The organism is Bradyrhizobium sp. CCBAU 45389 (assembly GCF_028128625.1).
Lineage (GTDB): Bacteria > Pseudomonadota > Alphaproteobacteria > Rhizobiales > Xanthobacteraceae > Bradyrhizobium > Bradyrhizobium liaoningense_B.
Genome location: NZ_LBIY01000093.1, coordinates 222678 through 246582 on the forward strand (window position 1 = coordinate 222678; position 23905 = coordinate 246582).

Here is a 23905-nt window from a genome sequence, read left to right on the forward strand (position 1 = left end):
GAGGCGCATTATGCTGAGAATGGCGTTGTTGGGCCTCCTGATCCTGCTGACTGTAGGAATGCTGTCGGCCATGGAGCTGAGAGCTCCACCGCGTCGCGCAGCCGCGATCGCCCAGCAAAATACAGACATTTCCGCTTCACATAGTGCGCTGGCGAAGGCTGACCGCCTTGAAATTGTTGCTGTGAGCAGCGAGACGCCGACACAGGCTGCTGTGGTTGAAGACCGTGTTGCTCCCCCGGAAGACATCCATATTGGTTCGTCCGAGCCGAAGCCGATTGCCCGTCATCGGCACAATTCGAAGAAGATCGCGACCGCTGAACGTCCCAAGCCGAAGCCAAGAGCAATCGTCATCAAGCAAACCTCCAATTTCCAAAGTCCAAAGGCCGCAAACAATACAGAGCCCTGTCGGCTCAAGGCGTTCGGTGGCTTGCTCAAGGCGCTGAATCTGACCGGTTGCGAAATCTGAGGATCCTTGGGCGTGGCCCCCGTCGACCGATATCCGTCGGACAAAACAGCCGCGGCACGCCGGCCACGCCGCCTGTCAAGCCCCGCTCCGCGGTCGAGTCGGGGCATGACACCATCGTTGTCCCGCTACCGCATCATCATCCGCGCAATCGCTTCCCCGATCACCACCGTCGTGAAATGCGTGTTGGCGCGGCAGTCGGACGGCATGATCGAGGCGTCGGCGACGCGCAGGCCGCTGATCCCCTTCACGGCGCCATCGGGATTGACCACGCCATCGCCGTCGTTGACGCCGCTCATGCGGCAGCTGCCGGCGGCGTGCTGGATGTCGCCGGTCTCCCGGCGCAGCAGCGCATCGAGCTCGTGATCGGGCAGGCTAGCTGCCTGCGGCAGCGTCAAATCAGTGTCGGTCAGCCTGATCCAGTCGGCGATGCCTGATAGCGCCGGCTGCGAGGTGATCACGGCAAGGCGCTTCACCGCATCCATCATTCGCTGCATGTCGCGGGGATCGGCCAGCATGTTCTCCTCGACGACAGGATCGATAGCAGGATCGGTCGAGGCCAGCTTGAGCGTGCCACGCGAATAGGCGTTGAACAGCCCGGCGCCGATCGCGCCGGGCACGCCAATGCCGCGATGGTTGAACGCGATCAGGATCATGTCGCGCTTGCCGCCATTGGCGAGGCCCGAGGAATAGGTCACGCAGCAATTGGTGTGGCGGGTATCGGGATCGGTCGGCCGCAGGTCCTCGCGGAGCTGGATCGTGGCGCGAAACAGCGGGTGGTCGAAGAAGTGGCGACCGACCGGCAGGTCGCGCTCGACCGCGATCCCCATCGCCTTCAGCTCCTCGGCCGGGCCGATGCCCGAGCGCAGCAGGATCGCCGGGCTGTGGATCGCGCCGGCACACAGCACGATCTGACGCGCGCTGATCTCGTGGATGCCCTGCCCCTCGATGTGGACGCGGAGGCCGGTCGCCCTTCCGTCGCTGATCAGCACGCGATCGACCAGCGCATGGCCGCGGATCTCCAGATTGGCGCGGCCGCGCGCGGGCTCGAGATAGCCCTCATTGGTGGTGATGCGGCGGCTATCGCGGCTGTTGATGGGATAACAGGCGACGCCCTCGCCGTCAGGACCGTTGAGGTCGGCGCACCAGGGATAGCCGCCCGCCAGCGCGGCGTCGCGCAAGCCCCGGTCGATCGGGCCCCACGTCTCGGGTGGCGCGCGATAGACCGGCAGCGGTCCGCCGCGTCCATGTCCCGCGGCGTCGCCGAACTCCAGATCATCCTCGATCACCGAGAATAGCGGCATCACCTCTTTGGCCGACCAGCCGGTGCAGCCATTGGCCGCCCATTCGTCGAAGGCATCGGCAACGCCGCGGATGGCGATCTGGCCGTTCATCATCGATGAGCCGCCGAGCCCCTTGCCGCGCCAGTAGAAGCGCGGCTCCTGGCCCGCCACCCGGCGCGTCAAGAGATCAGGCCACTGCCATTTCTCCTGATACTCGCGCTTGTGGATGATCGGGATGGGGTTCGGCGTTCTCACCTCCCAGGGCGCTTCATCAGCGCGCCAGTCGAGACCGGCCTCTAACAGCAGCACGCGGCGTGCGGGATCTTCGGAGAGCCTTGCGGCCACAGCGGCGCCGGCGGAACCGCCGCCGACAACAATGACATCGTACATCGCGTTACTTCTCAACGTTCCAGAACACCGGGATGGCGGACGGTATCAGACCGCGCAGAGTGGCGCGATAGGCGGCCGGCTGCGCGAACTGGCCCCACGGGATCGCGGGTGCCTGATCGTACATCACGCTCTGGATCTCGCCCGCGATCTTCTTGCGGTCCTCCTCCGCCGGCGCCTTGGCGAAGGCTTCCATCAAAGGCGTGATGCGCGCATCGCACTGCCAGCCGGTGAAGTCGGCGCAGTTGAAGGCGACCATGACGTTGGTCAGCGGCGAGCCGAGATCGAAACCGCCGGCGTGAACGCCATAGACGCTCCAGCCCTCCTTCTTGGCACGGCGCGCCAGCACGCTCGCCCAGTCCATCACCTGCAGATCGACATTGAAGCCGGCGGCCTTCAGCCGCTCGGCCAGCACCTGCGCCGAGACGCGCGGCGCTTCGAGATCGTTGGCCTCCATGACGATTACGGGCTCGCCGGCATATTTGGTCGCCTTCAGCGCAGCCTTCGCCGCTTCGATTGAGGGCTTGGCGGCAGCTTCCGTGCCGGCCTTGCTCTCATAAGTCGTGCCGCAGGTGAAGTAGGTCGCGCAGGGGGTGGCGTATTTGGCGTCTAAGCCGAGCGCGTCCAGCACTTCGCGCTGATCGACCAGCTTCCACAGCACGCGCCTGATCTCGGGATCGTCGAACGGTTTCGACGCAGCGTTGAGGCGATAGGCGCCCGCGAACATGTTGCCGCCGGTGAAGTTGACGAGCTTCACGCGCGAGTTCTTCTCCAGCTGCGGCAGCAGATCGAACGGCGCGTATTGCATGAAGTCGACTTCGCCGGCCTGCAACGCGGAGGCCGCCGTCGCACCATCGGGAATGACGCGGACCTCCAGCGTGTCGACATTGACGCGCTTGCCGCCGGCGAGGAAGTCGGCAGGCTCGGGGCGCGGCACATAGTCGGCGAACTTCTTCAGGATCATTCGGTCGCCGGTACGGTGATCGGTCTTGCTGTAGACGAACGGGCCGGAGCCGATGATCTCCGTGATGCGCTGGTCGCCGGGCGTTTTCGCGATGCGCTCGGGCATCATGAAGGCAACGGGGCTGACGGGATTGCCGAGCGCGTCGATGACGAGACCGGACGGCTCCTTCAGCGTCAGCACGAAGGTCTTCGCATCCGTCGGCTCGAGCGAAGTCGTGATCGCAAAAATGCGGCGGCCGAGCGCGCTACGGGTGCCCCAGCGGCGCAGCGAGGCCACGCAATCGGCCGCCGTGACCGGCTGGCCGTCATGCCATTTCAGGCCGTCGCGCAGCGTGAACGTATAGGTCAACCCGTCGGCAGAGACTTTCCAGTCCTGCACCATCTGCGGCTTGATCTCGCCCTTGGAATCCTTCGCGAACAGCGTGTCGAACACCATGTAGCCGAACGTGCGCGAAATATAGGCCGTGGAAAAATGCGGATCGAGCGTGACGATTTCCGCCTCGAGCACCGCGACCAGATTGCCCGCCGCATGCGCGGGCGCCGCCCCCAGCGCGAGGCCGAACAGCGCCGGAATGAAAGCCTTCAGTTTGAACATTGGGGTGTTTTTGCCTTTTGACCAGCCGTTTGCAGTCGCCAGGAAAAAGCAATGTTCGTGCCCGCACGTATGCTCTCGTGGCTATCTGCCACGCGTTTGCGGGGTACTCAATGTCAGTTGGAGAGCAGCGCTATCGCCTCTCGTCATTGCGCGCAGCGAAGCGATCCAGAATCTTTCCGCGGTGGCAATCTGGATTGCTTCGCTACGCTCGCAATGACGGTGGGGAGAGAGCCACGCACACTCCCTCGTGCCCCGGACGCAGCGCAGCGCGTAGCGGTGCGCTGCTGAGCCGGGGCCCATGTCTCCCAGCAATCCGTGTGGCGTGGATCCCGGCTCTGCGCAGCAACGCAAGAGCGTTGCAGCGCGTCCGGGACAAGAGACTGCTCTACCCGATCACCCGGCCGAACTTGTTCGACTTCGGGAAGCCCTTCGGCGGCAGGCGGCCGGCATCGGCGCGGGTGCCCTGCCACTCCGCGAGCTCCTTCATGGTCGCCGAGAATTCGCGCCCCGCGGAGTCCTTCCAGGTCAGGCCGGCCTTGGCGTCGAACACGGCGATGTCAGAGAGGCCGCCATCCTTGTACTTCTGCAGCCGCACGCCGCGGCCGCGCGCCATTTCCGGCACCTGGTCGAGCGGGAACACCAGCATCTTGCGGTTCTCGCCGATGACGGCAACGGTGTCGCCGAGCACCTCGGTGATCGCGCGCGCCTCGTTCGGCATGTCGACGTTGAGGACCTGCTTGCCCTTCTTGGTGGTGCCGACGCAATCGTCCTCATTGACGACGAAGCCCTGGCCCTCGTGGCTCGCGACCAGGAACTTGCGCCCGCCCTTGTTGACGAAGAGCGCGACGGGCGCCGCCTCCTGCTCGAGGTCGATAAACAGGCGGATCGGCTCGCCGTGACCGCGGCCGCCCGGAAGCTTGGCAACGTCGAGCGAGTAGAACTTGCCGTTGGTCGCGAACAGCAAGAGCTTCGAGGTCGTCTCCGCGAAGAAAGCGAAGCCGAGGTTGTCGTCCTGCTTGAAGGCCAGCCCCGAGAGATCCTCGACATGGCCCTTCATGGTGCGAATCCAGCCCTTGTCGGAGACGACGACCGTCACCGGCTCGCGCTCGACGAGGGCCTCCTCCATCGCCGCGAGATCGTGCTCGGGCGCATCCGCAAAAGTGGTGCGGCGCTTGCCGAGCGGCGTCTTCGGCCCGAACATGTCGCGGACCTTGCCGACCTGCTCGCCGACCTTCTTCCACTGCTCGGCTTCCGAGGCGAGCACGCCCTCGATGCCCTTCAGCTCCTTGCGGAGATCCCTGTCCTCGTTGCGGATCTCCATTTCCTCGAGTCTGCGCAGATTGCGCAAACGCATATTGAGGATGGCCTCCGCCTGGATCTCGGTGAGCTTGAACGCCTTGATCAGGGCCGGCTTCGGCTCGTCCTCGGTGCGGATGATCTTGATCACCTTGTCGAGGTTCAGATAGGCGACCAGATGACCGCCGAGGACTTCCAGCCGGTGCTCGATCTGCGCCTTGCGGAAGTTGCTGCGGCGGATCAGTACGTCGCGCAGATGGTCCAACCATTCGCGCAGGCACTCCGCGAGCCCCACCACCTTCGGGATGCGACCCTTGATCAGCACGTTGAGGTTCAGCGGAATCTTGTTCTCGAGCTCGGTCAGCCGGAACAGCGATTCCATCATCAGCGCGGGATCGACGTTCTTCGACTTCGGCTCGATCACGATGCGGACGTCTTCGGCCGACTCGTCCCTGACGTCGCCGACCAGCGGCAGTTTCTTCTGGTCCTGCAGCTCGGCGATCTTCTCGATCAGGCGCGACTTCTGCACCAGGAAGGGGATCTCGGTGACGACGACGACCCAGGTGCCGCGCGCGCCCTCTTCCTGCTGCCATCTGGCGCGGACACGGAACGAGCCGCGGCCCGTGGTGTAGGCCTCAGCGATGGCCTGCTTGGAATCGACGCAGATGCCGCCGGTCGGGAAATCCGGGCCCTTGACCCACTTCAAGAGCGCCTTGGACTTCGCGTCGGGCTTCTCGATCAGATGCAGCGCGGCGTCGCAGAGCTCGGCGGCATTGTGCGGCGGGATCGAGGTCGCCATGCCGACCGCGATGCCTTGCGCGCCGTTGGCGAGCAGGTTCGGAAAGCCGCCGGGCAGCACGACCGGCTCTTTCGACTGGCCGTCGTAATTGGCGCGGAATTCGACGCCGTCCTCGTCGATGCCTTCGAGCAGAAGCCGCGCGACGTCGGTCATGCGCGCTTCGGTGTAGCGGTAGGCGGCCGGATTATCGCCGTCGATATTGCCGAAATTGCCCTGGCCGTCGACCAGCGGATAGCGCGAGGAGAAATCCTGCGCGAGGCGGACCATGGCGTCGTAGATCGCCTGGTCGCCATGCGGATGGAACGAGCCCATCACGTCGCCGACGATCTTGGCGGATTTCTTGAAGGCCGTGCCGGGATCGAGCCTGAGCAGGCGCATGCCGTAGAGGATGCGCCTGTGCACCGGCTTCAGGCCGTCGCGCGCGTCCGGCAGCGCGCGGTGCATGATGGTGGACAGCGCATAGGCGAGATAGCGCTCTTCCAGCGCTTCCCGCAGCGGCACCTCATGGATTTCGGCCGGCTCTTCCGGCGGAACTATTCGTTTGCCCATTAGGCCTTTACTTTCAAAGACTTCCGGCTGGGCCTCGGGCAACTCCCCAAAAACCTGGCCAATTCTCCCCCGCTGGGGCGCGATTCGGGCGGATATATAGCAGGCTGGGCTGCGACATGCGCCCCCTGCCCTGCGCCAGGGCCGCCGGCGGAATTATCCACAGGGCGCCCGCGGCCGCTCCGGACGGTATGGGGTTACGCCACGGTCGAAAGATAGAGCTGCGTGTCGAAATAGTCCGATGCGCGGAGCGGGTTCGTGACTCCGGCATCTGCCATGAAGAAGTCGCTGACCTGCTGGAGCCATTTCACGACAGTGCCGTCCGAATAGAGACGTCGCCATTCGCGCGAGGAATAAAGCTTCTGCGCCTTGAAGGCCTCGGCGAGGTCGTCCCGCCCCGACTGCTGATAGTGCGACCGCTGTAACGCCTCCGCGGCCGCCGCCGGATTGCGGACCATGTGGTCGTTGGCATCCGTCCAGGCGCGGATGATCCGGCTGAGCACCTGCCTGTTCTCGGCATAGTAGTCGCTCCTCGCGGCCCAACCGCCCAGCACGGCCGATTGCGGATAGAAGGCGGACGCATCGACCAGCTTGATCGCTTCGGGCAGCGCCTGGCGCACGGCGATATTGAACGGCACCCAGAGCGCCACGGCGGGAACGTCGCCGGCGATGAACGCCTGGACCGCGGCGGGCATGCTGCGATTGACGATCTCGACCTCGGATGGATTGATGTTGTTGGCGCGCAGCGCGCGGTCGAGAAAGATGTGCGCGGTCGTCTTCGCCGTCGTCGCGATCCGTCTGCCCCGGAGGTCGGCAAAGGTCTTTACGCCCAGCGTCGGCCGGACCCAAAGCTGCGCGGTCGCCACCTCGATGTCATTGATGAGAAAGCCCCGGCCGTGGCCGAGCGCCAGATAGTTCGAGATCACGCCGCCGGCCGAGACGACGTCAACCTGGCTCTTCCCCATCGCCTCGAAGACCTCCGGTCCGGTGCTGAATTCGTGCAGCTCGAAATCAATTCCCTCGCGGTCGAACGAACCGCGATCGAGGCCGGTCCAGATGTGCCCGTCCACGGCGACCACGTGGAGATAGCCGAGCCGCACTCTGCTGCGGGCCTGCGCAAGAGCCGGTGCGCACAGCGCCGACATGGTGGCTAGGCCCGCGCCACGATGCAGTAACCGTCTGCGGCTGATGTCGCCTGCGCTCACGCCGCCTCCCCCGAATTCTGGGCCGCCGCGCGGAGTCGCCGGGTGTGAAACTGCGCGACGGGGTCCGCGGGATAATCGAGCAGGAAGCCGGCGAGCCGAACCAGAGTCGTCTCGACCGCACCGCCCTTTGCAATCAGCGCGAAAATCTCGTCCCAGCGCCGGCACATCGCGATCTCGGCTTCATCCGCCTTCGCAAGCTCGCCGCGCAACTCGCTGACCTCGATCGCCTCGGCAAATCCCTTCGGCCTGATGCTGTCGACGCCCCGGAACAGGAACGCCTGCTCCGCACGGGCGCGAACGGCCGCGCTGACCAGCACGCGCGTGCCGTAGTTCTTGTTCAGTCCTTCCAGCCGCGAGGCCAGATTGATGGTGGCGCCGAGCGCGGTGTAGTTCATCCGGTCGCTCGAGCCGATATTGCCGACCACGGCATCGCCGACGTGAAGGCCGAAGCGCGTGTCGTAGGGCGGCCAGCCTTCGCGCCGAAATTCCCTGTTGAGCGCTTCATTCGCCACGACGCATGCCAGGACGGCGCGGCAGGCATTGACGGTGTGATCAGGGTCATCAGCGGGCGCATTCCAGAACGCCATCACGGCATCGCCGATATATTTGTCGATCGTGCCCCGGTGGTGCATGATCTCGTCCGACAGCACAGCGAAATAGCGCGAGGTGTGGATCATCACCTGCGACGGGTCGGCCCGTTCCGTCTTGGCGGTGAAATCGGCGACGTCGGTGAACAGCACCGTCACCTCGCGCCTGGCTCCGCCCAGCCTGAGCGCAGAGCCGGTCTCGATCAGTTGCCGCACGATCTGGCGCGGGATGAAGTTGGCAAAACTGCGGACCACGCTGCGCATGGTGAACACCGAGCGGCCGAGTTCCTCGATCTCGGCGACGACCGAATGAATGCGCGGCCGTTCCGCGATCTCGAACCGCTGGATCGCGTCGGTTTCCTCCGCAAGCTTGCGCAGCGGCCGCGCCATCAGCGATCCCAGCCAGAACGCGAACGGCAGCGTGGCGCCGACGAAGGCGAGCGCCAGCGCGAACAGGGTGCGGCGCTCGCGGATGATCTGCGCGTAGAATTCGTCGAGCGGCGCGATCATCGCGAGGCGAACATTGGCGGAGCCCGTCGTTTCAAGCTTATGGACCGCGGCCACATAGGTGCGCCCCGATGCGCCTGTGAAGAATTGCTGAGCCGGCCCGCCCTCGCGCCAGGAGCGGATGATCGGCACGAGGCCCGGCAGCTTGAGCGCGCCGACCTGCGGCAGGTCGTCCTGCCGCTCCGGGATCTCGGCCATCAGGCGGTTCATCTCGGGATGGCCGACGATCTGCTCGCTGTCGTTGAACAAGAAGGCCTGTCCCGACTGCCCGAGCTTCTGCTCCGCCAGCATGTCCTCGAAGCGGTTCAGCAGCACGTCGCCGGCGACGACGCCGCGCCGTCCCTCCCTCAGCGGCGTCCGCAGGGTGTAGCCGGGTTCGCCCGTGGCAAAGAAGACGTAGGGGCCGGTCAGCAGCGTCTTGTCATTCCTGAATGCCTCGACATACCAGGGCCGCTGCCGAGGGTCGTAGCCCGTCGGTCCGGCGACCTCGGCGACCTGGATGAGGTTCTCGGACAGATATTGGGTCACCGGTGCGGCTCCCGCCGTGCGCGAGATCACCACAAGCCGGAAGGCCGCATCCTGATCCACGTTCAGGCTCGTCCGGAAAGCGGGCCTGGCGCGATCGATCACGTCCATCTCGATGAATGAACCATCCTCATAGCCCACATAGAGATTGAAGAGCTGCGGATTGTTGCGCAGCATCGCCGCCATCAGGCTGTAGAGCCGCGCGTTATCGGCGATGTCAGCCTCCTGGATCGACGGCAGGCCGGACAGGATGTCGAGATTGTCGCGAACGTTCTTGAACTGCTCGTCGACGTGGTCCGCCCCCAGTTGGGCCACCTTCTCGATGAAGCTGCTGGCTGCCTTCTGCGTGATCACCGTCACGCGTTCGAAGCTGAGATAGACCAGCGCCAAGCCCACGATCAGCACGACGGCAACGAACACCGTGATGATCGATGTCTGAAAGCCGATGCTGAATGCGCGCTTTGTGGTTTGATCTCCCGCCATCGAGCGACGTCAGCGCCTCCCTCAGTACTTTCGAACGATGGGCTTCGTCGCCGCCGGCGCAGGCGCGGCCGGCGAGACCGAGAAGGTGACCCAGGTCGACCAGCTCTTCGGCCGGTTCTCGACCTCCAGGTCCTTGTAGCCACGGACATTGAGGTAGCCCTGGTAGCCGTCGGACATCGGGATCATGAAACCGATCTGCGGCCCGATGCCGACCGCTTGGCCCCTGAAGCCGCCGAGCCTGGCGCCGGGACCGCTGTCGTCGGTGAGCTGCTGGAAGAAATAGCCGGCGACGCCGATATGGACATTCTTGCTGACGAACTGGGACGCGGCCCAATCGACGTGGAAATCGATCCCGTTCTGGTACTGGAGGAACGGATTCGTGAAATTGTAGGTGAGCCCGCCGACGACCGAGAATTCATGCCCGGTCTTGAGGTCGAGATAGGTGTAGCCGGCTCCCACATCGATCGCGGGGAAACCAAAGCTCAGGTTCGCGAGCCGGCTGGAATCGTAAGTGCCGCTCGGGATGTTGCCGGTGATGTAGACCATCTCGTTGTGCACGCCCTGGTTCCATTTCAGCGTGCCCTGGTAGAACACGTCGGTCAGCGTGGTGCGGTTGTCGGTCGCACTGCCGGAGATGGTGTTGCCTCTCGGACCCGTCAGCGTCGCGTCGATGCCGACGCCGATGTTTCCCGGCGCGGTCAGCACGGTGACGCCGGCCTGGCCGCCGAGCACCGGCATCGACGAGGTGTAGGTAATGCCCATGACGAGCACGTCGGCATGCGCATTGAGGCCGGCGGTCACCGAGCCGGGTATGCCGCCGCTGGTGACGAAGTTCTGCCCTCCTCCTGCCTTCTCCTGAAGATGGATGTAAATGGTCGAATAGGCCCATCCCGGCGTCACCGGAACGGCGGCCAGGCTGCCGAAGATGCCCGGCAGCCAGAAGCTCACGCCGCCGGCGGCGGCCAGCGCCGGCTGGGCGGAGAGGCTGGTGAATGTCAGTGCGGCAGCGAGCGTGGCCTTTCGAAGATGTCCCGTCATGTCGTGTCCTCGTTCTTGTCGCTGCCCCGACCAACTAGCCTTTCACAGGCCGCGCCCCCGCTACTTCGTGGCGCCTCCGACCGTCGTGGCGAGGAGTTCGACATCAGGCAGCTTCCAGCTCTTTGCGAACAGTTCCTGCTTCGGCCCATAGAGGCGGAACATCATTTCGAACTTGCGAGCGGGGTCGGTCGGGATCCAGTTAGCCTCCTGCCCGGCGGGCGGCCTGGGCCCGAGGTAGAGATCGACTGAGCCGTCGGCATTCTTTTTGACATCCGCATTGTTCGAGGCGCGGCTGGCACGATCGACGTTCTTGATAAGCGCGTGCGTTTCGCGGTCATAGGCCGTCAGCGACCAATATTGCTCGACTGGCACGTTCGGCGGAACGTGGAGACGATAGGTCTTCGCACCGTCGTAGCTCTGGCCGTCCTTATCTTTGATGTTGATCAGGTAGAACTGGCCGGCGCCGAGCCGCTTGATGCCGACATACGCATAAGTATAGGCAAGGCCGCGCCAGTCCACCGGATAGGCATTCGGTTCGTCGAAATTGGCTGCGGCTGCGCTCAGCACCTCCGGATGCGCGGGCAGCGTCCAGTGCGTGCCGTCGAAGAATGTGGGCAGGCCGGCGTCGTATCTTTCTGCCATCAGCGCGTGGGCCTCGCGAATTCCGTCCTTCAGCGCCTGCTTCAGCTTCGCATCCGGTGCGAACGCCTTGCCCTTCTCGATGCCGATCGTGCGCAGCTGATCGATCATCGCGCGATCGCGCGTGAGCCACGGCTCGGTCTGCACGGCGCGGTCGAGGTTGACGAAGAAACTGTCATCGTAGCGGATCGTCGAGTCGAAGGTGACGTCCTTGACGTCGGTAAAGACAGTTGCCGGCGGATTCGATGCCTGTGACATCGGATAGACCCTGATCTGCCTGCCGTAAGCGATGGAGCTGGCGACGTCAGCCTCGCCGTGGCTCTTCATGTTGGAGCGGAACAGGACGTAACTTCCGAATGTGTTGGGCTGCAGCGGCTCGAACCCCGCGGGCACCTGGCCCGTGTAGCCGGGTGGCAGCATCACGAGCTTGACGCCGGCTCCCTTGTCCACGCCGAGCAGACCCGCGTCCTCCAGCGGCTGCTGCCAGGCATTGACGATGTTGGCGTTGAGAGAGCCGCCGGGACCCGCTGGCGGAATTTCGATGGCGATGGGGCCGACGTCCTTCGTGTTGAGGAACGCCATCAGGTAGAGCGTGTCCGGGTTTGGCGTCAGCGTCTGGTTCTTCCAGTCAAGCGGCTTGCCCCAGTAAATCACCTGATTCACCTTGCCCGGCGTCTTGGTCAGCATCTCCTGGAGCATGAGATCGTAATTGACGATCGGCATTCCCCAGATGACGGCCTCGACGGCGCGGCGCTGAAACTGGCGCGCGGCAAGCTCATCCGGATTGTTGGTCTGCGCGGCTGCTCCCGTAGCAATCCACATCATGGCAGCAACTCCAGAAAGCAGCATCTTCATGGAAGCCTCTCCTTCTCCGTGTTCAGCTCACGGGCTTCGGCTCCGGGAATTTCCACTTGCCGTTCAGGATTTCGGGGCGCGGCCGGTAGAGCCGCACGGTGTAGTTCCATCCTTTCATGATCGGCAGGCAGTTCGGGATCTTGCCGTCGCAGCCGCCGAACTGGATCGCCGTCGAGCCATCAGCCGATTTCACCGCCGTCAGATTGTTGACGGAGTAGGCGTTGTACGGGTTCTTCTCGAAATAGCCCTCGGCGTTGTAGAGGCTGATCGACCAGAAGCCGTCGACCGGCACATTGCCGGGAACGACTAGCTTGTAGACCGTGCTGCCGTCGTTCTTCTCGGGATTGAAGCTGAGATAGGTGGCTTCCTTGTCGGGATTGCCGCCCCACCCCGCGGCGGTTCCGATCAGGTGCTTGATCGGATCGACCTGCTCCCTGGGGCCGAACGCATTCTTGAATCCGCCCGTCGTTGAGGCCAGCACGAGCAGAGCATCGCGCACCTTCTTCTGGCTTGCCGGATCCCAGTTCGGGATTTCGAACTTCCCCGCAGCCTTCTGGCTGATCCTGACGGCATCCTGAAGCGCGTGGACCTTCTCGACGTCCTTGGGATCGCTCGGATCGACCAGTGTCCGCAGCCCAACGAGCACATAGCGCGTTCCGACCTTGTTCTTGTCGACCGTGTAGCTGCCGGCACCGTATTCGACCTTGCCGACGACATAGTGATCCTCGTTGATCAGCTGCATTGACCGGAATCTCTTGCCGGCGTCCGGTAACGTGATCGTCGCGGGACCGGCATCGAGGTCGAACACGGCCATCGAATACAACGTGTCCCGGTTCGACCGGATCACACCCTGCTTGTCGATCTGCATCGGCTCGCGATGGTGAAACACCTTGCCGATGCCGCCGGCGTCCTTGACGCCGTTGCCGAAATAGAGGTCGGACTCCGCGCGCCCGAAATTATCGACCGTGACCGGAACGGGCGACTGCGCATATGCGGTCGCCGTGAGAACAAGCATCGAAGCCGTCAGCAATACTCTCTTCATGCGTCCCCTCGCCTAGAACGGATTGACGTAATTCAGGATCGCGACCTGCCGCAGGATCACGCGGCGCACGACATGGGTTGGCTTGACGTGGTCGGTGTAGATCGCCGCCGTCCCGGCACTGCCGGCGGGCAGCCGCTTGACGAACTCGGCATCGTCGAGCCTGACGCGGACGATGAAGGGCGCGGCCTCGATCGCCTTCGGCATGACGGCAGTACCCGAGGTTTGCGTCTGCCCCGGCGCGATGGCCTGGAGCACGCTCTCGACCTTGCCGGAAAAGATCTGTCCGGGCGCGAATTTGAACGTGGCTTCGACCTCCTGGCCGGGCGCGACGTAGCGCGCGTCGATCTGGTTGATCTCGACCCCGATAATGGTGTTGGAGGTGTCGATGAAGGCCATCACTGGCGACAGGGGCAGGTTCGCCACCCGCGCCCCCTTGCGCAGCGCTAGGTTGGTGACATAGCCGTCGGTCGGCGCGCGCACGATTGTCTTGTCGAGATTCCATTGTGCCGACTCGAGCTGGCCGGCGAGCTGGTCGGCCTCGGACTGGCGCTGCTCGACGTCGAAGCCGCGGCCGGCATCGCGCTCATAAAGCTGCGTCATCTGGCCGAGGCGCGTCTTGGCGAGCTTGAACTGGGCGTCGATCGCCTTGACTTGCGCCGCGTAGGGCGTCGGGTCGATCTTGAACAGAACATCACCGGACTTGAGTGGAGCATTGGCGACGACCGGTACATCCGCTACCTCGCCAGCGACATCAGGCACGATCGAAACAGCATTGCGTACCACGAGGGCATCGCCCTGCGGCGCGCCCCATCCCATCGGGACGAGGAGGCCGAACATCACAAGTACCAAAACAATGATCGGCGAGGCCTTCCAGAAGAGGTTGAAGGGCACGACCTTGAAACGCACCAACAGGAATAGCAGCAAGAGATAGGTATTGAGGATCGCAACCGCCATCACGCGTCCCCTGCCTTGCGTGATGGCACATCGACATAGGCCCAGATGAAGGCGATCGGCCACAGCGCGAAACCGAAGACCAGCGTGATCCAGCCGGCGACCGTGACCGCGTCCGCATAGGGATGACCACGCGATTTCGCGATGTGCCCGGGCAGCCAGCCGGCGATGCAAGCCACGCCGATGGCGCTGGCGAGCAGGATCACCAGCACGATCCAGGCAAAGATGTCATAGCCGCTCATGACGGACGCCTCAGCGCATCAGTGACGCTCCCTCATTGGCAATAGTCCCAGAAGCCCTGCGTGCGGGACGGATCGGTGTAGTACCAGCACATGCCGGGTGCGGGAGCCGCACCGGCCCAAGCCGCAGCCGTCGCTGCTGTCACGACGCCGATCGCGGCACCCGCGGCGATTGCGCCGCCTCGCGGCCAGCCGTACCAGCCGGGCCGAGCCCAGCCGCCGCGTCCGGCGACCGCCGTCGTGCTGCGGACGGCGACGTTGCCGCGCGGACCAACGACCGCGGTCCGGCCGCGATAGGCGTCGCCGCGAGGTCCGACCGCGGCGCCTCCACGATGAACCACAGCGCCACCACGCGGACCGACCACCGCACCGCCACGGCGGGCGGCTGCGCGGACTTCGATGAGATCGGATGATCCGATCGCACTTTGCTGGATTGCCGCCGGCTGGAGCGGCGCCGCCGTCGCCGTTCCGCCGGGAACAGACACACTGGTGGCAAGCGCCAGCAAGCAGCCCGTCAATCGAACGTTGCGCATATGACCGAACATCCCGATGCCTCCCGCTCTTCGTGTCTCGTTGATGCATGCGACCGCTCCGCGTGTCCTCATCATTGCGAGGCACCCGTGTTGCTGCGTTCGAACGCGAACACCGTCTTCCAGTCCCTGGCCATGCCGACCACAGTCCAACCGCGCTGCAGCGCCTCGTCCCACGCCTTGTCGAGCTTTCCGATTCTGGACTGCCGGTCGTAGGCATATTCGCGGGCTGCATCGGTGTGATGGACGATGCCAATGAGACGCGCACCGGGCCCGGCCGCAATGCATTGCAGCATCTGGTGGTCGCCGCCGCCATGCCGCCACCGTCAGTTACTCTGCACCGCTTCGAAGCTCTGCTGCATCTTCTCGACCATCTGGTCGATGCTGAAGCTCGAAGGCCGCTGGCTCGGCGGATACGTCTTGAATGTCTGCAGGAACTGCGACAGAATCGTTGGCCCGGCGATCATGACGCCCGCCGCATCCGACATGAGCCAGTCGTAGTAGACGTTGGATGTGACGTCGGCCCGCTCATAGGGGTCCGAGCGCAGGTTGAAGAATTTCGGGACGCGAAGCTTCGTGAACGGCTCGGCCCAGATCCGGAGCGTACCGTTTGCGCGCTGCTCCTCGAACACGATCTTCCAGTTCTCGATCCGTGCCGCGACAACGTCGCCGTCGTCGTTGAAATAGACGAACTCCTTGCGCGCGCTATTGGGCTGCTGGCCGGTGAGATAGGCAAGCTGGTTGTAGCCGTCGAGATGGACCTTGAAGGTCCTGCCGCCGATCTGATAGCCGCTCAGGAGCTTCTGCTTGACATCGGCATCGCCTGCCGCCGCGAGCAACGTCGGCATCCAGTCGAGACCGCTGACGAGTTCATTTGAGACCGAGCCGGCTGCGATGCGGCCCGGCCAGCGGATCAGGCAGGGAACGCGGAACGCGCCTTCCCAATTGGTGTTCTTCTCGCTGCGGAACGGGGTCGTGCCCGCATCCGGCCAGGAATTCTGGTGCGGTCCGTTGTCGGTCGTATAGATCAGGATCGTGTCGTTGGCGATGCCGAGATCGTCGAGCGCCTTCAGGATCGTCCCGATCGTCGCATCGTGCTCGATCATTCCATCCGCGTATTCGGTACGGGACGTCAGCCCCGGCTTGTCGCGATGCTCCGGCCGCACATGCGTGCGGAAGTGCATGCGGGTGGAATTGAACCAGCAGAAGAACGGAGTGTTGGTCTGCGCCTGCCGCTTGATAAAATCGATCGCCGCGGCTGAAGTCTCGTCGTCGATCGTCTCCATTCGCTTCCTGTTCAGCGGCCCGGTGTCCTCGATCGTCTGCTTGCCGACCCGTCCGAAGCGCGGATGCTCGGTAGGATCGTCGCGATCGCTTGCCTTGCAGCGCAGAACGCCGCGGGGGCCGAACTTCTCCAGAAAGCCGGGATCGCGTGGATAGAACCGGTTCTCGGGGTCCTCCTCGGCGTTGAGATGGTACAGGTTACCGAAGAATTCGTCGAAGCCATGCACGGTTGGCAGATATTCGTTGCGGTCACCGAGATGATTTTTGCCGAACTGCCCGGTCGCGTAGCCGAGCGGCTTCAGCAGTTCGGCGATGGTGACGTCGCGTGCCTGCAGTCCAACCGCCGCGCCGGGAATGCCGACCTTCGACAGTCCCGTCCGCAGCGTGCACTGGCCGGTGATGAAAGACGAACGGCCCGCCGTGCAGCTCTGCTCGGCGTAGTAGTCGGTGAACATCATCCCTTCCCGGGCGATACGATCGATGTTCGGCGTGCGATAGCCCATGACGCCGAAGGAATAGGCGGAGATGTTGGTCTGGCCGATATCGTCGCCGAAGATCACGAGGATGTTCGGCTTGCGGCCGGGCGCCGCCGGTGCCGGTGATGTGGCGGGAGCGGCCTGCTGGGCCTGCGCCATTGCCTCGGACGTCAGTGCCACGGCGGCGACGATCGAGGACGTTCCAAGAAGCAGATGTCTGCGATTGAGCGGTTGGTCAGCCTGAGACTGGTTGTTGTTGTTCTTCAATTCGGTACTCATCCGACACTCCTATGCTGCCGACACTGCTATGCTGCGGCTATTCCCTCTTGCTCGTGGTGAACGCCAAGCGACGACCGCACCACGCAGCGGAAGCCGACATGGCTGGTCGAGGTATCGATCGGCTCGGCGTGCCGCGCTGCGGGACGGTAGCGGCGGCAGTAATTCGGCGCGCAGAGGTGTGAGCCACCCTTCAAGACTTTGCGCGGGATGCGGATGTTTGGTTGACATGGATCAAAGCTCGCATCCTCCCGGCCGCCGCGCGGGTTCTTCGGAATGCAGCAGGGCTTGGCGGCTTCGGCCTGATGTCGCGACGACCACCAGTCCGAGGTCCACTCCCAGACATTGCCGATCATGTCGTAAAGACCATAGCCATTCGGCGGGAAGGCCATGACCGGCGAGGTACGCTTGAACCCATCCTCGCCGAGGTTCTGGACAGGGAAGTTTCCCTGCCAGATGTTGGCCATGTGCCTGCCGCCTGGCATCAGCGCATCACCCCAGGCAAACTCCTCACCGTCGAGCCCGCCGCGCGCAGCGAGCTCCCACTCCGCCTCCGTCGGCAGGTCCTTGCCCGCCCAGCGCGCATAGGCGGCCGCATCATTGTAGGAGACGTGCACGACCGGGTGGTCGTCGAGCCCTTTGATATCGCTGCCGGGGCCGTAGGGATGGCGCCAATTGGCGCCACGCATGAAGGACCACCACTGACTCCAGTCGGCAAGATCCGTGATGCGCGGCAGCGGCGAGAACACCAGCGAGCCTGCGTAGAGCATCTCGCTGAGCGCACCTGGATAGTCCTTGGGATCGGGGACGACCTGCGCCTCCGTCACATGGCCGGTGGCGTTGACGAACTTCTTGAACTGCCGGTTGGTCACCGGCGTGCGGTCGATCCAGAAGCCGTCGACTGAGACACGATGGCTCGGCGCTTCCTCGGGATAATGATGATCGGATCCCATACGGAAGGTGCCGCCGGGAATGAAGATCATCTCGCCGGTCTTCACGTCATCCGGCAACCACTCGCAGTGATCCGGGTCAGCCCGCAGCATGGTGGAAGCTCCGATACGCGTGGTCCACAGGTGCTACGACGCGGACGTCGGCAGCCGCCGATGATGGCGGATTGCCCGGCGCATTGGACGCATTGTGTCTGGTCCCCCTCTTCCTGGCGCTTAGAGCCGGAGATGCAGATCGCGAACTACGTCAACATCTCTCCCGTTCTTGCCCGAACGCGGTCCGGGCATGCAGTAGCACGCTACCGCCACCGCTTCCGCGCCCGCGATCCGCAGCGCGCTTTCAATATCGCTTAGGTTGCAAATGGTATCCGAAGATGGGGCGGCTGTGATGTGCAGATTGTGCCAGCACGTCGCAGCCATGGCCGGGATCGAGCGACACCGCGTCGCAGATCTACTCAAATACGTGATCGCATTGCCGGATTCATCGCGTCAAATTCGACGATCATTCGCCTCAAAACGCGAACTCAATTCATAACACCCCTTCGCGTTGTGGTGGTATGTCGCTTGTCGTCTGCCGCACAAATGTCGCGCTTCAAGACAAGTGTACGACCATGGAGCAGTCTCTTCTGGTTGATTCGCGGAAGCTCGACGGTTTCGAGGGTCTACACCAGGCCGTGCACGGCTCTCACGTCGACGTCATGCAGCTCGGACGCGGGCGGTTGCGCGGGACACTGTCCCATGTCGGCATCGGCGATTTCTCGCTCAGCATCGGCGCCTTCAACATCGGAATGCGCACGCAGCGCGTTTCCAGCGACGACAAGCTCATCATCGGCATGCTGCTGGCGGCCGAGCGGCGCGTTGCGCATTGGTCCTTCGACATGCAGCTCAACGACGTGCTCGTAATTCCGCCGCTGCTCGAGCACGACGGCGTCTTCCACGGCGCATCCGCTTATGCGGCGATGCGCTTCGATCTCGATGAGGTGGCGTCCCTGTTCGGTGGAGAGGCGCGTCTGAGCGATCCCGACACATGGCGCACGCGCGGTCACTTCCGCGCGGACCTGGATACCGGCGCAGTGGCCTCGCGTCGTCTGATCCGGATCATGTCCCATCTGGCCGCCAACAAAGACGGCCTGACGGCGTCGACGGCCGATTTCTGGAAACGATCGATCGTCGAATGCATGGCTGCCAACGTAATGTCGTCGCTGCCGCCCGATGATCCCGGCAGACTTCCTTCTGCAAGGCGGCTGATCCGCAAAGTCGAGGACTATCTTGACCAGGCCGGCACGCGCCCGGTGCATGTTTCGGAAATATGCGCCGCGTTCACGGTGTCGCGACGCACCCTGCATCGCGCCTTTCAAGAGGTGTTCGGGCTCGGCCCGGTCACCTTCCTGCGCCAGAAGCGGCTGTGCACCATTCACTCCATCTTGCGGGAGAGCAGGCCGGGTTCGACCACCGTGGCGGCGGTCGCGATGCAGCAGGGCTTCTACGAGCTCGGGCGCTTCTCGCAGTATTATTCGATGATGTTCGGGGAGCGGCCGTCGCAAACGCTGGGAGTCACATCGTTCCCGCTCTCGGACGATGGGCACGCCCAGGCAGGCTCCATCCTCTCCGAGAGATGAAAACGACGAGCGGATCGCGCGACGTTGTCCCGTGCGGCCCGGTTCAGGATCAATCGGTTTCTTGCGGCGGACTACTGCCCGGCCCAACCCGCGGTCACGGTCTGGGTCTTGGCCTGTGCCGGGGTGTTGGTCAGGCAGCGGCGGGCCGTCTCGATCTCGGCCTCCGTCGCACCGTGGGCGCGCGCCCACGTCTCGGCGGCCGCCGCGGAGTATTTCGCCACATAGTACCGCACGACCGTGCAGGAGGCGCGGCGAAACAGGCCAGGTTGCGGCTCGCCAGCCGTCGCGTCCGGCGCAAAAGCAAGCAGCGCCGCCGACAGCGCAAATCCTCTGATCAACATTTAGGCTGTCCCCGTTGTGGAACCCAGGGCGCCAACTCGATCAGGCCGATTTCGTTCCGGGGAATTCCATGCCCTTGGGCGGGGGCAGAACTGCGGTTCCCTCATGGCCCCGAGATCGCCGCCCTCGCCTGCTGCCGCATCAGCGCGTTGATGAAGCCGGCCCGCGCATCGGAATGGCCTTGGCCCCGCGGCTCCAGCACGTGACGCAGCAGGAACAGACCGGTCAGGCGGAACCCGTCCTGGAGATCCTGCTCGGTGAGTTCGCTCGCGGTTTCGCCGTGCCGCAGGAACGGCGGCAGCCGCAACAGCCGGTCCCGCCACGGCTCGCCCGCGCCGCGTGACACCGCCCCGCCGGATTTAGGCGAGACGTAGATCAGGTCCGTGGTCTCGCCGGTCACCGCGCAATTCTCCAGCGCGAGCCCGAAGCCGAGCTCGGCGAGCATCGCCAGCTCGAAGTGAATGAGATGCACGGCCGCGCTGCCGATGTCGTCGAAATCATCGAGCGAATGCTCGAGCAGCGCAAAGATCTCTTCGTGCGGATCACGCTCCGGCAGGAGCCGTGCGATCGAGGCGAGATGGGTGACGCCGTAGACCCCGTGGGACGATCCCAGCAGCGTGGCCGCACGCAGCTTCAGTCCTTCGATGGCGTAGGTGCCGAGATGCTCGTCGAGCCGCGCCCGCCACACCGCGCTGACGCTGTTGCCGGGCTGCAGTAGCGGCCGCAGCCGCGCGCTGGCGCCACCGCGCACGAGGCCGAGATGCCGGCCGTGCGCGCGCGTCAAGAGCTCGACGATGGCGCTGCTCTCGCCATGCCGCCGCACGCCCAGCACGATGCCTTCGTCGGTCCATTCCATGGGAGGAAGTCTAGCGCAATTCGAGCTATCGTAGGGTGGGCAAAGCGAAGCGTGCCCACCAAATTTGATCCACGAGACCAGCTGATCACGGTGGGCACGGCGCGCAAGGGCGCGCCTTGCCCACCCTACGGCATCGCGCAAGACGTCACGCGTTGAACCAGCCCTGCGCATCGCCCGTGAAGGAGAAATACAAGCCCATCGTCGTCAGCACGCAGGAGACGATCTCGATGGCACTGTCGAGCTCCATGCCCTTCTCGCCGATGATCTGGCCGAGCGAGATCACCGACAACACGAGCGCTGCCGCCAGCACCCAGCGCGGCCAGTTCTTGCGCCAACGCACAGCCAGCCAGACGAAATAGACGAGGAGCAGGATCATGCCGCCGGCGAGCAAGGTCGCCGTCATGATCATCTGCTCGGTCATCTCGACATTGGGCGTGCGGTCCTGCACGGCGACCGAGACGGCATCGAGCATCAATGATGCATAGAGCAGCGCTTCGAAGCGCTGGACGTTGGCGGGTACGCTCATCGAATGCCGATCTTTTCTTGGTTATTCTTTGGGGAAGTCCAGGCCCATCTCGCGGTAGCGGTCGGGATCGTCGCCCCAGTTCTCGCGCACCTTGACGAACAGGAACAGATGCACCGGCACGTCCAGGATCTGCATGAGCTCTTTCCGCGAGTCCGCGCCGATCGACTTGATGGTGGCGCCGCCCTTGCCGAGCACGATCTTGCGCTGGCTTTCGCGCTCGACGTAGATCGTCTGCTCGATCCGCACCGACTTGTCCTTGCGCTCCTCCCATTTGTCGGTCTCGACCGTGGACTGGTAGGGCAATTCCTGGTGCAGCTTCTGATAGATTTTTTCGCGCGTAATCTCGGCAGCGAGCTGCCGCATCGGCGCGTCCGACATCTGGTCCTCGGGATAGAGGTACGGCCCCGGCGGCACCATCTCGGCAAGGGTCGCGCGGATGTCGTCGACGCCATCGCCCGAGATCGCCGCGATCATGAAGGTCTTGGCGAACTTCATGCGCTCGTTGGCGGCCTGCGCCAGCGCCAGCAGCTTCTCGCGCTGGACCAGGTCGACCTTGTTGATGACGAGGATCTTCTCGTGGTTGACGCTGGCGGCCTTGGCAAGGATCGCCTCGGCCTCCTCGTCGATCCCGGTCTTGGCATCCAGCAGCACGCAGACGAGATCGGCATCATGCGCCCCGCTCCAGGCGGTCGAGACCATGGCGCGGTCGAGCCGGCGCTTGGGCGAGAAGATGCCGGGCGTGTCGACCAGGATGATTTGCGCGTTGTTCTCGATGACGATGCCGCGGATCAGCGCGCGCGTGGTCTGCACCTTGCGCGAGACGATCGTGACCTTGGCCCCGACCAGCGCGTTGACCAGCGTGGACTTGCCGACATTGGGCGCGCCGATCAGCGCGACGAAGCCGCATCGCGTCGCGGCAGGCGTCTCGCCGCTTGCTTCAGCCGTCATTGCCGCCGCCAACGCCTTCACGTTCGATCATCACTGAAGCTGCCACCTTCTCTGCCGCGCGCTTGCTGCCGCCGACGCCTTCGGCCGGCGCGAGGCCCGGCAGGTCGACGGCGACGCGGAATTGTGGATCGTGATGCGGGCCGGTGCGCTCGACCTCGCGGTAAACCGGCGTCGGCAGCCCCTTGCCCTGGGCCCATTCCTGCAGCACCGTCTTGGGATCGCGCAACGGACGCCGCGGCTTGTGCATGCGCTCGGTCCAGTTGCGCCGGACGAACTCGGCCGCCGCGGCATGGCCGCCGTCCAGGAAGATGGCGCCGATCACGGCCTCGCAGATGTCACCGAGGATGGATTTGCGCAAGCGCGCATCCGCGCTGGAGCCGACCGAACCGAGCTTGATGTCGTCGAGCAGGCCGAGCGACTTGGCGACGTCCGCGCAGCTCTCCTTGCGCACGAGCTCGGCAAGCCGCTTGGACAGCTCGCCCTCATCGGCGTTCGGGAAAGCATGATAGAGCATGTCGGAAACGACCAGACCGAGCACGTGGTCGCCGAGGAATTCGAGCCGCTGATAGCTGTCGCCGCGCTTGCGTCCGGACTTCAGCGCCGAGACATGCGTGATCGCCTGCATCAAGAGGTTCGGGTCAGTGAAGCCGTAGCCGATGCGCGCCTCGAGCGCGGCGTTCGCGTCCGCTGCCTTGGCCTTGCTGCTGCGCGCCCGCTTCTTCTTCGCGGGCTTCTTGGCTTCAGGTGTCTCGGTTTCAGGAGACTTGGTTTCAGGAGTCTTGGTTTCAGAAGACTTGGTCGCAAGCGTCTTGGCGGCAGCTTCGCCGTCAGGGACGGCTTGCGCGTCGATCGGTTCGGTCGTGATGTCCTTGGCTTCGTCTTTCATCGGACGATTTTGAAGAAGCGATTCCAGCGCACGGCCCACGGCCAGCGCCAGAACATCCAGGCATGTTCGCCTTCGGCGATCGAGAAGAAGATCATCTGGGCGCGACCGATCAAATTCTCCTGCGGCACGTAGCCGACCTGGCCGAGGAAGCGGCTGTCGGTCGAGTTGTCGCGGTTGTCGCCCATCATGAAGAAGTGCCCGGCCGGTACGGTGTAGACGTTGGTGTTGTCCATGTAGCCGTTGTCGGCGCAATCGAGCGTCTCGTAGGACACGCCGTTGGGCAGCGTCTCCTTCCAGCGCTTCACGCGCGAAATCGCGCCGCTTTCGGCGCCGCAGGGGTCCTCGCCGACATATTCGCTCATGCGCTGCCGCTCGACCGGGGTGTCGTTGATGTAGAGCAGCCCGTCCCGCATCTGGACGCGGTCGCCGGGAAGGCCGATCACGCGCTTGATGTAGTCGGTGGAGTCGTCCTTGGGCAGGCGGAACACGACGATGTCGCCGCGGTTCGGATCCGAGCCCCAGACCCGCCCCGAGAACAGCGGCGGCGAGAACGGGATCGAGTAGTGACTATAGCCGTAGGAATATTTCGAGACGAAGAGATAGTCGCCGACCAGCAGCGTCGCCTTCATCGACCCCGAGGGAATGTTGAACGGCTGGAACAGGAAGGTGCGGATCACGAGCGCGATCAGGAGAGCATGGATCACGACCCGGATCGTTTCGCCGACGCCGCTCTCAGTTTTCGTTCCCGAAGTCACGCTCATTGCTCTCTCAATTCCGGCCGGCGATCACAGAGCGCCCTCCTCCCGCGAACAGCC

21 protein-coding genes and 1 pseudogene are annotated in these 23905 nt (G+C 64.2%); 2 read left to right on the plus strand and 20 right to left on the minus strand.

The features are described from left to right. The first annotated feature begins 10 nt into the window (after nt 1–10). Complete coding sequence (locus tag XH79_RS24960) at nt 11–466, plus strand: hypothetical protein (protein ID WP_271583296.1); 456 nt, start codon at nt 11–13, stop codon at nt 464–466. 125 nt (nt 467–591) lie between these two features. On the opposite strand, the gene XH79_RS24965 is transcribed toward XH79_RS24960, so the two are convergent. The 14 genes and pseudogenes from XH79_RS24965 to XH79_RS25030 all read right to left on the minus strand — a co-directional run bounded on the left by XH79_RS24965 (nt 592) and on the right by XH79_RS25030 (nt 18012). Further along, nucleotides 592–2136: a GMC family oxidoreductase gene (locus tag XH79_RS24965; RefSeq protein ID WP_271583297.1), complete on the minus strand. Its 1545-nt coding sequence runs from the start codon at nt 2134–2136 to the stop codon at nt 592–594. A gap of 4 nt (nt 2137–2140) precedes the next feature. Next, nucleotides 2141–3691, minus strand: a complete 1551-nt coding sequence (locus XH79_RS24970) for an ABC transporter substrate-binding protein (protein WP_271583298.1) — start codon at nt 3689–3691, stop codon at nt 2141–2143. 385 nt (nt 3692–4076) lie between these two features. Then, nucleotides 4077–6335, minus strand: coding sequence for a DNA topoisomerase IV subunit A (gene parC, locus XH79_RS24975; protein WP_271583299.1), 2259 nt, complete (start codon nt 6333–6335; stop codon nt 4077–4079). A gap of 194 nt (nt 6336–6529) precedes the next feature. Then, nucleotides 6530–7477, minus strand: coding sequence for an ABC transporter substrate-binding protein (locus XH79_RS24980; protein ID WP_271583345.1), 948 nt, complete (start codon nt 7475–7477; stop codon nt 6530–6532). 56 nt (nt 7478–7533) lie between these two features. Beyond that, nucleotides 7534–9639 (minus strand): adenylate/guanylate cyclase domain-containing protein, encoded by a 2106-nt coding sequence (locus XH79_RS24985; RefSeq protein ID WP_271583300.1) that lies wholly within the window; start codon nt 9637–9639, stop codon nt 7534–7536. A gap of 21 nt (nt 9640–9660) precedes the next feature. Beyond that, a complete protein-coding gene (locus XH79_RS24990) occupies nt 9661–10677 on the minus strand; it encodes a SphA family protein (protein ID WP_271583301.1) in 1017 nt (338 codons plus the stop codon). Nucleotides 10678–10737: 60 nt separating this feature from the next. Next, on the minus strand, nt 10738–12171 hold the full coding sequence (locus XH79_RS24995; RefSeq protein WP_212335888.1) for a DUF1254 domain-containing protein: 1434 nt from the start codon (nt 12169–12171) through the stop codon (nt 10738–10740). A 22-nt stretch (nt 12172–12193) separates the two neighbouring features. Next, complete coding sequence (locus XH79_RS25000; protein ID WP_212335887.1) at nt 12194–13213, minus strand: DUF1254 domain-containing protein; 1020 nt, start codon at nt 13211–13213, stop codon at nt 12194–12196. Nucleotides 13214–13225: 12 nt separating this feature from the next. Further along, complete coding sequence (locus XH79_RS25005) at nt 13226–14167, minus strand: HlyD family secretion protein (RefSeq protein ID WP_271583302.1); 942 nt, start codon at nt 14165–14167, stop codon at nt 13226–13228. Next, nucleotides 14167–14406 carry a DUF3302 domain-containing protein gene (locus tag XH79_RS25010; RefSeq protein ID WP_271583303.1) on the minus strand — a complete coding sequence of 80 codons (240 nt, stop codon included), beginning with the start codon at nt 14404–14406 and terminating at the stop codon, nt 14167–14169. The genes XH79_RS25005 and XH79_RS25010 overlap by 1 nt, the downstream gene beginning before the upstream one ends. Before the next feature lie 32 nt (nt 14407–14438). Continuing rightward, nucleotides 14439–14948: a hypothetical protein gene (locus tag XH79_RS25015; RefSeq protein WP_271583304.1), complete on the minus strand. Its 510-nt coding sequence runs from the start codon at nt 14946–14948 to the stop codon at nt 14439–14441. A 59-nt stretch (nt 14949–15007) separates the two neighbouring features. Continuing rightward, nucleotides 15008–15241: pseudogene (locus XH79_RS25020) on the minus strand (haloacid dehalogenase-like hydrolase); the annotation flags it as partial. Nucleotides 15242–15259: 18 nt separating this feature from the next. Continuing rightward, nucleotides 15260–16972 carry an arylsulfatase gene (locus XH79_RS25025; protein ID WP_271583305.1) on the minus strand — a complete coding sequence of 571 codons (1713 nt, stop codon included), beginning with the start codon at nt 16970–16972 and terminating at the stop codon, nt 15260–15262. Nucleotides 16973–16998: 26 nt separating this feature from the next. Then, nucleotides 16999–18012: a formylglycine-generating enzyme family protein gene (locus tag XH79_RS25030; protein WP_271583306.1), complete on the minus strand. Its 1014-nt coding sequence runs from the start codon at nt 18010–18012 to the stop codon at nt 16999–17001. 515 nt (nt 18013–18527) lie between these two features. On the opposite strand from XH79_RS25030, the gene XH79_RS25035 reads away from it, so the two are divergent. Then, nucleotides 18528–19535, plus strand: a complete 1008-nt coding sequence (locus XH79_RS25035) for a helix-turn-helix domain-containing protein (protein ID WP_271583307.1) — start codon at nt 18528–18530, stop codon at nt 19533–19535. A gap of 71 nt (nt 19536–19606) precedes the next feature. Here the strand turns inward: XH79_RS25035 and XH79_RS25040 are convergent, their stop codons facing one another. The 6 genes from XH79_RS25040 to lepB form a co-directional block, all read right to left on the minus strand. Then, entirely contained in the window at nt 19607–19876 is a 270-nt protein-coding gene (locus XH79_RS25040) for a hypothetical protein (protein WP_212335880.1), read from the minus strand. Nucleotides 19877–19977: 101 nt separating this feature from the next. Beyond that, complete coding sequence (gene recO, locus XH79_RS25045; protein ID WP_212335879.1) at nt 19978–20730, minus strand: DNA repair protein RecO; 753 nt, start codon at nt 20728–20730, stop codon at nt 19978–19980. 145 nt (nt 20731–20875) lie between these two features. After that, nucleotides 20876–21256, minus strand: a complete 381-nt coding sequence (locus XH79_RS25050) for a hypothetical protein (RefSeq protein WP_271583308.1) — start codon at nt 21254–21256, stop codon at nt 20876–20878. 21 nt (nt 21257–21277) lie between these two features. Continuing rightward, a complete protein-coding gene (era, locus tag XH79_RS25055; RefSeq protein WP_271583309.1) occupies nt 21278–22204 on the minus strand; it encodes a GTPase Era in 927 nt (308 codons plus the stop codon). Continuing rightward, complete coding sequence (gene rnc / locus XH79_RS25060) at nt 22194–23090, minus strand: ribonuclease III (RefSeq protein WP_271583310.1); 897 nt, start codon at nt 23088–23090, stop codon at nt 22194–22196. Before rnc ends, era begins: the two co-directional genes overlap by 11 nt. Beyond that, entirely contained in the window at nt 23087–23851 is a 765-nt protein-coding gene (lepB, locus tag XH79_RS25065) for a signal peptidase I (RefSeq protein WP_212335875.1), read from the minus strand. Before lepB ends, rnc begins: the two co-directional genes overlap by 4 nt. Nucleotides 23852–23905: the final 54 nt, after the last annotated feature.

Bases quoted from the DNA above. Each gene is read 5' to 3' on its own strand.
- lepB (WP_212335875.1), bottom strand. From the start codon at position 23,851: ATGAGCGTGACTTCGGGAACGAAAACTGAGAGCGGCGTCGGCGAAACG.
- XH79_RS25010 (WP_271583303.1), bottom strand. From the start codon at position 14,406: ATGAGCGGCTATGACATCTTTGCCTGGATCGTGCTGGTGATCCTGCTC.
- XH79_RS25000 (WP_212335887.1), bottom strand. From the start codon at position 13,213: ATGAAGAGAGTATTGCTGACGGCTTCGATGCTTGTTCTCACGGCGACC.
- XH79_RS24995 (WP_212335888.1), bottom strand. From the start codon at position 12,171: ATGAAGATGCTGCTTTCTGGAGTTGCTGCCATGATGTGGATTGCTACG.
- XH79_RS25005 (WP_271583302.1), bottom strand. From the start codon at position 14,167: ATGGCGGTTGCGATCCTCAATACCTATCTCTTGCTGCTATTCCTGTTG.
- rnc (WP_271583310.1), bottom strand. From the start codon at position 23,090: ATGAAAGACGAAGCCAAGGACATCACGACCGAACCGATCGACGCGCAA.
- XH79_RS25025 (WP_271583305.1), bottom strand. From the start codon at position 16,972: ATGAGTACCGAATTGAAGAACAACAACAACCAGTCTCAGGCTGACCAA.
- XH79_RS24980 (WP_271583345.1), bottom strand. From the start codon at position 7,477: ATGTCGGCGCTGTGCGCACCGGCTCTTGCGCAGGCCCGCAGCAGAGTG.
- XH79_RS24985 (WP_271583300.1), bottom strand. From the start codon at position 9,639: ATGGCGGGAGATCAAACCACAAAGCGCGCATTCAGCATCGGCTTTCAG.
- XH79_RS24970 (WP_271583298.1), bottom strand. From the start codon at position 3,691: ATGTTCAAACTGAAGGCTTTCATTCCGGCGCTGTTCGGCCTCGCGCTG.
- era (WP_271583309.1), bottom strand. From the start codon at position 22,204: ATGACGGCTGAAGCAAGCGGCGAGACGCCTGCCGCGACGCGATGCGGC.
- recO (WP_212335879.1), bottom strand. From the start codon at position 20,730: ATGGAATGGACCGACGAAGGCATCGTGCTGGGCGTGCGGCGGCATGGC.
- XH79_RS25050 (WP_271583308.1), bottom strand. From the start codon at position 21,256: ATGAGCGTACCCGCCAACGTCCAGCGCTTCGAAGCGCTGCTCTATGCA.
- XH79_RS25015 (WP_271583304.1), bottom strand. From the start codon at position 14,948: ATGTTCGGTCATATGCGCAACGTTCGATTGACGGGCTGCTTGCTGGCG.
- XH79_RS25035 (WP_271583307.1), top strand. From the start codon at position 18,528: ATGGAGCAGTCTCTTCTGGTTGATTCGCGGAAGCTCGACGGTTTCGAG.
- XH79_RS24965 (WP_271583297.1), bottom strand. From the start codon at position 2,136: ATGTACGATGTCATTGTTGTCGGCGGCGGTTCCGCCGGCGCCGCTGTG.
- XH79_RS25030 (WP_271583306.1), bottom strand. From the start codon at position 18,012: ATGCTGCGGGCTGACCCGGATCACTGCGAGTGGTTGCCGGATGACGTG.
- XH79_RS24990 (WP_271583301.1), bottom strand. From the start codon at position 10,677: ATGACGGGACATCTTCGAAAGGCCACGCTCGCTGCCGCACTGACATTC.
- XH79_RS25040 (WP_212335880.1), bottom strand. From the start codon at position 19,876: ATGTTGATCAGAGGATTTGCGCTGTCGGCGGCGCTGCTTGCTTTTGCG.
- parC (WP_271583299.1), bottom strand. From the start codon at position 6,335: ATGGGCAAACGAATAGTTCCGCCGGAAGAGCCGGCCGAAATCCATGAG.
- XH79_RS24960 (WP_271583296.1), top strand. From the start codon at position 11: ATGCTGAGAATGGCGTTGTTGGGCCTCCTGATCCTGCTGACTGTAGGA.